This is a genomic window from Thioalkalivibrio sp., assembly GCF_041690275.1.
GTDB lineage: Bacteria > Pseudomonadota > Gammaproteobacteria > Ectothiorhodospirales > Ectothiorhodospiraceae > Thioalkalivibrio.
Map to the genome: position 1 here is coordinate 1 of NZ_JAWLHP010000101.1, position 5,749 is coordinate 5,749.

Annotated in this window: 5 protein-coding genes; all 5 read right to left on the reverse strand. The window is 67.4% G+C overall.

Annotated features, from left to right (window positions below; all coding sequences use genetic code 11):
- A partial coding sequence (locus ACESMN_RS13150; protein ID WP_373054062.1) for an NADH-quinone oxidoreductase subunit N occupies positions 1 to 1,370 on the reverse strand: 1,370 nt, incomplete at its 3' end.
- Positions 1,367 to 2,914: a NuoM family protein gene (locus ACESMN_RS13155; RefSeq protein ID WP_373054063.1), complete on the reverse strand. Its 1,548-nt coding sequence runs from the start codon at positions 2,912 to 2,914 to the stop codon at positions 1,367 to 1,369. The genes ACESMN_RS13155 and ACESMN_RS13150, both read right to left, overlap by 4 nt.
- Positions 2,907 to 4,778 carry an NADH-quinone oxidoreductase subunit L gene (nuoL, locus tag ACESMN_RS13160; RefSeq protein ID WP_373054064.1) on the reverse strand — a complete coding sequence of 624 codons (1,872 nt, stop codon included), beginning with the start codon at positions 4,776 to 4,778 and terminating at the stop codon, positions 2,907 to 2,909. The genes ACESMN_RS13155 and nuoL overlap by 8 nt, the downstream gene beginning before the upstream one ends.
- 15 nt (positions 4,779 to 4,793) lie before the next feature.
- Positions 4,794 to 5,096: an NADH-quinone oxidoreductase subunit NuoK gene (gene nuoK, locus ACESMN_RS13165; RefSeq protein ID WP_373054065.1), complete on the reverse strand. Its 303-nt coding sequence runs from the start codon at positions 5,094 to 5,096 to the stop codon at positions 4,794 to 4,796.
- Entirely contained in the window at positions 5,089 to 5,631 is a 543-nt protein-coding gene (locus tag ACESMN_RS13170; RefSeq protein WP_373054066.1) for an NADH-quinone oxidoreductase subunit J, read from the reverse strand. The genes nuoK and ACESMN_RS13170 overlap by 8 nt, the downstream gene beginning before the upstream one ends.
- Between the last annotated feature and the right edge of the window lie 118 nt (positions 5,632 to 5,749).

Genomic DNA, 5,749 nt, shown 5'->3' on the forward strand with positions numbered 1-5,749 from the left:
AGGACCACGCCGGGGAAGACACCGACCAGCAGCACCGCCGCCAGGGTTATCAGCGCGGCTGCCGTGCCGAAGCCCGCGGCCGGCTCGGTGCGCGGATGGGCCTCCGCAGGCGTCATGAACATGTACCGGACCACCCTGAGATACAGGTAGATGCCCAGGTAGCTCGCGACCAGGCCCACGACCGCCACGGCCACCAGGCCCGATTCCATCACCGTGCGGAAGACCAGGAACTTCGCGACGAAGCCCGGGAATGGGGGGATTCCCGCGAGCGAGAGCATCGCCACCGCGATCAGGATCGCGGCGCGCGGATCCCGGTGGTACAGGCCCTTCAGGCTGTTCAGCCGATCGCGCAGCCAGTCCTCCCCTCTCGGCAGGCACGCGAGGGCCAGCAGGTTGGTCAGGCCATAGACGATCACGTAGAAGGCCACCGTCTCGAAGCGCGCCTCGGCCGGTCCCAGCAGCGCCAGGAAGAGATACCCGGCATGCGCGATCGACGAGTAGGCGATCAGCCGCCTGAAGCCCTCCTGGCGCATCGCCGCCAGATTGCCCCAGACGATCGACAGCAGCGCCAGCGCGACCACCACCGCCAGCAGATCCGTCCCGGCGCCCGCCTCCCCGAAGAGCCGCACCAGGGCCAGCAACACCGCGCCCTTGACCACGGTCGCCATGTACGCCGTTGCCGGCACGCTTGCGCCCTCGTAGGCATCGGGCGCCCAGGCATGGAACGGCACGATCGCCGCCTTCAGCATGAAGGCCGCGACCACCAGCACCACCGCACCTCGCGAAAGAAGGTCCTCCCCGCCCAGCGCCGTGCGAAAGTCGGCCGCCGTCAGCCCGCCTGTCGCGCCCAGGGTCAGGGAGAGCCCCATCAGCAGCACCGCGGTCCCGACCCCGCCCAGCACCAGGTACTTCAGCGCGGCCTCGGCGCTCTCCGGGCGCCGGAAGCCCAGCACCACCAGCGCGTACAGCGGCAGCGACAGCAGTTCCAGGCCGAAGAACACCATCAGCAGGCTATCCGCCGACAGCAGCAGCCCTGCGCCGTACAGTGACGCCAGTAGCAGCATCGCGAAGCGGCTCTCGTGACGTTCGTCCCGGGCGAGGAAGAGCACTGGCACGGCGAGACCGAAAAGCAATGCCTTTGCCGCGAAGGCGTCCGTATCCACCGAGAAGTGCCCCGGGAAGGGAGTCCCCGAGTGCCCGGTCCCGTGCAGCCAGACGGCCGCGATGCCAGCGGCGAGCAGGGTCAGCAGCGCCGGCAGGAACGCGTCCCGCGGCCGGCTGGAAACCAGGTCGGTGACCAGGATCGCGAGGATGCCGAGCAGCAGCAGGTGCTCCGGCAGCGCGGCCAGCAGCAGGCCCTCCGGTGTCATCGGATGCCCTCCCCGACCCGTTCAGGCACGACACGCTGCTGGTATTCGATCACTGCCTGTTCCGTCTTCTGCAAAAATTCGTTGGGCAGGACGCCGATATAGAGGATCGCCGCGATCAGTGCGGCCAGGATACCCATCTCCCGCGGGCTCAGATCCCGCAGCGCGCCCCCCTCGGGCTCCGGGGCCCGCGCGCCCCCGAACAGCAGCCGGCGCGCGAGCCGCAGCATGTACAGCGCGCCCAGCACGATCCCAAGGACCGCCGCGGAGGCGAGTGCCAGCGGGTAGACCAGGCCCTGCTCATAGAGGGGCCAGGCTCCCTGGAAGGCCCCCAGCAGCACCAGGAACTCGCCGGTGAAGCCGCTGGTGGCCGGCAGCCCGATCGCCGCGAGAGTCAGCAGCATGAAGAAGACCGAATAGACCGGCAGCAGCTTCGCGAGCCCGCCGTAGGCGCCGAGGTCGCGACTGTGGCAGCGCTCGTAGATCATCCCGACCATCAGGAACAGCCCCCCGGCGACGAGTCCGTGGCTGACCATCTGGATGATCGCCCCCTGCACCCCGAGCAGGTTGTAGCTGACCAGTCCCAGCATCACGTAGCCGAGATGGCTGACCGACGAATAGGCAATGATCTTCTTGATGTCGTCCTGCACCAGCGCGAGCCCCGCGCCGTAGAGGATGCTGACCACGGCAAGCGTCATGATCAGCGGAGTCGCCAGCTGGGCCGCCTCCGGGAAGAGCGGGAAACCCAGCTTCAGGAAGCCGTAGGTCCCCATCTTCAGCAATACCCCCGCGAGAATCACCGAGCCCGCCGTCGGGGCCTCCACGTGGGCATCGGGAAGCCAGGTGTGCAGCGGCACCATCGGCACCTTGATCGCAAACGACAGCGCGAATCCGGTGAGCAGCAGCACCTGCACCGGAACCGCCAGTTCCAGCAGGTAGAGATCGGCGATCGCGAAGGACGGGGTACCGTCCTGGCTGAGCACCGTGAATGCGAGGTAGACCACCGCGGCCAGCATCAGGATGCTGCCGAAGGCCGTGTACAGGAAGAACTTCAGCGTCGCATAGATGCGCCGCTCGCCACCCCAGATCCCGATGATCAGGAACATCGGGATCAGCATGGCCTCCCAGAACACGTAGAACAGGAACAGATCCTGGGCGAGGAAGGTCCCCAACATCGTGAACTGGAGGAACAGCACCATCCCGTGAAAGAGCTTCACGTCCTTCGTGATCGAGGTGAACGCACCGGCGACGACCAGCGGACCGAGAAAGGCGGTCAGCAGCACCAGCAGGAGGTTCAGCCCGTCCAGGCCAATGTGGTAGTGCACACCCCAGGCGGCAATCCAGGGAATCCGGGTCTCGAACTGCAGCCCGGATACGCCGGCCTCGAACTGGAAGTACAGCCCCGCCGCGAGCACCAGCTGCGCGCCCAGCACCAGCATCGACAGCCCGCGCACGAGCTCCGGGCGCCGTTCCGGCAACAGCAGCAGCAAGGCCCCGCCGATCACCGGCAGGAACAGCAGGAGATTGAGGGCCATGGCTTCAGACATGACGCCACACCCAGATCAGGACCGCGACCAGCCCGAACAGCGTCATCCAGGCGTACCAGTGCAGGCTGCCGCTCTGTACGCGGGTGAAGGCGACTGCGCTCCAGCGAGCGAGTGCGGCCAGACCGTGCAACGAACCGTCGATCAGCAGGCGATCACCCAGGCGCAGGAAGACCCGGTCCGAGACCCAGCGCCAGGGGCGCTGCAGCAAGCGGTCGTAGAGTTCGTCGACGAAGTACTTCCCGTCGAGCACCCGGTGCAGCCGCCGGAACCGCTGCCAGAGCTGATCGGCGGGCTTTCCGCCATCGCGGTACAGCCAGGCCGCCCCGATCAGGCCGAGCAGCGCCAGCACCACCGCGAAGCCAATCTGCGCCCAGTGCAGCAGGGCCGAATCAAGGCGCAGCGCGGGCAGCGGCAACAGCGGTTCCAGGTAGTGGGATAGCCCGAACCAGCCACCGATCACCGAGAAGGCCGCGAGCACCACCAGCACACCGGTCATCGTGACCGGGGACTCGTGCACGTGACGCTCGGTGTCCGGCTCCATCCGGGAACGCCCGAGGAACACCAGCCACAGCAGCCGGAACATGTACAGCGCCGTCAACAGGGCCGTCAGCGACCCCAGAGCCCACAGCGAGAGCGAACCGCCCTCCCCGCTTGCGAGCGCGAACCAGAGGATCTCGTCCTTGGAGAAGAAGCCGGCGAGCGGCGGCAGGCCCGCGATCGCGGCGGTCGCAATCGCAAAGGTCCCGAAGGTCCAGGGAATGCGCCGTGCCAGTCCGCCCATGAGGCGGATATCCTGCTCGCCGTTGAGCGCGTGGATCACGCTGCCGGCGCCGAGGAACAGCGCGGCCTTGAAGAAGGCGTGGGTGAACAGGTGGAAGACCGCCACGCCGTAGGCGCCGACGCCCAGCGCCAGGAACATGAAGCCGAGCTGGGAGATCGTCGAATAGGCGAGAACCTTCTTGATGTCGGTTTGCACCAGCGCAATGGTCGCGGCCAGGAAGGCGGTCAGCACGCCGATCACCGCAATCAGCGCGGACGCGGCAGGTGCCTCCAGGTACACCCCGGAGAGCCGCGCGACCAGGTACACCCCTGCCGTCACCATGGTTGCCGCGTGGATCAGCGCGGAGACCGGCGTGGGGCCCGCCATCGCGTCCGGCAGCCAGACATGCAGCGGGATCTGCGCCGACTTGCCAGTCGCACCGATGAACAGCAGGATCCCGGCGGCCGTCGCGACGCCAACGGGGACCACACCGGCGGCGAAGACCTCGTTGATCCGGTCCATCTCGAGGGTGCCCGCGAACGTGAAGACGAGGAACATGCCGAGCAGGAAGCCGGCGTCGCCGACGCGGTTGGTGATGAAGGCCTTGCGTCCGGCGCGGGCCTTGGCCACGTCCTGGAACCAGAAGCCGATCAGCAGGTAGGACGCGAGTCCCACTCCCTCCCAGCCGACGAACAGCACCAGCAGCGAGCGGCCGAGCACCAGCAGCAGCATGAAGAACAGGAACAGGTTCAGGTAGGCAAAGTAGCGCGCATAGCCCTCGTCCCCCTTCATGTAGCCGACGGAATAGAGGTGGATCAGCGCGCCGACACCGGTCACGATCAGGGCCATCACCGCGCTCAGGCGGTCGAGATAGAACGCGATCTCGAAGCTGTATTCCCCGATCACCGCCCAGGTGAACACCGTCTCCACGATGGGCGCTCCGTCGCCGGCCTCGAGAGTGCGCCACGCCCAGAGCGCGACCCCGAAGGCGAGGAACGGCAGTCCGACGCCCACCCCGTTCACGAACCCCGTTCCCAGCCGCCTCCCGAGCAACCCGTTCAGCAGGAAACCCGCGAGCGGCAGCAGAACCAGGAATGTCAGCATGCCTTCCATCCCGGGTTATCCCTTGAGCCCGGCGTAGCTGCCGGGATCCAGCGTGTGACCGGCCCGCACCAGCAGCAGCACGATCGGCACCGCGATCGCGATCTCGGCGGCCGCCACCACGAAGACCAGGAACATCAGTACCGCTCCCGCCTCCGCGCCCAGCAACTGGGTAAACACCGCGAGGCTCAGCAGCACGCCGTTCAGCATCAGCTCCAGGAACATGAGCATCACCAGCAGGTTGCGACGCACCACCACCCCGACCAGGCCGAGTGCGAACAGCATGCCGGAGACCGCGAGCAGGAGATTGGCATCAGTCATCCCGCTTTCCCCTGCGTGCTGCGGCGAGGTCCTCGCCCCGGCGCCGGATGTCGATCACCGCGCTGGCGGCGATCTCCGCGACCAGCAGCAGCACGGCCGCGAGCGCGAAGTACACCCAGAACCCGTCCATGAAGGCCGCGGCGAAGACCCCGACCCCGAATGCACCCTCCGTGGGCGCCGGAGCCACGACCGGCTCGCCGCGCAGCGCGCCGTCGACGAGCACGCCAACGAGCAGCAGCAATCCGGCGAGGCCGGCCACGAGCATCGGCGAGAAACGCTCGGTGAAGGAACGGTCCCGAACGTCCAGCAGCATGATCGCGTAGATCATGAACACCATCACCGCGCCCACGTAGATCAGCACCTGGAACACCGCGATCACGTGCAGGCCCAGCTGGGCGTAGATCGCGGCCAGCGAGAGCATCGTCCCGATCAGCGCCATCGCGACCCGCATCGGGTGGCGCAGAAAGAACATCGCCACCGCACCGGCCAGTGCGCCCAATGAAAAGATGCTCAGGAAAACGGTTTCGATGGTCATCCCTTTACCCTATTGGCCACCCGTTGTGGGAGCGGCTTCCAGCCGCGACGCCCTTGACCGCGCACTGCCCCATCGCGGCCAGAGGCCGCTCCCACGAACCCCCGCCCGTCGTGGGAGC

Bases quoted from the DNA above. Each gene is read 5' to 3' on its own strand.
- ACESMN_RS13155 (WP_373054063.1), bottom strand. From the start codon at position 2,914: ATGTCTGAAGCCATGGCCCTCAATCTCCTGCTGTTCCTGCCGGTGATC.
- ACESMN_RS13170 (WP_373054066.1), bottom strand. From the start codon at position 5,631: ATGACCATCGAAACCGTTTTCCTGAGCATCTTTTCATTGGGCGCACTG.
- nuoK (WP_373054065.1), bottom strand. From the start codon at position 5,096: ATGACTGATGCCAATCTCCTGCTCGCGGTCTCCGGCATGCTGTTCGCA.
- nuoL (WP_373054064.1), bottom strand. From the start codon at position 4,778: ATGCTGACATTCCTGGTTCTGCTGCCGCTCGCGGGTTTCCTGCTGAAC.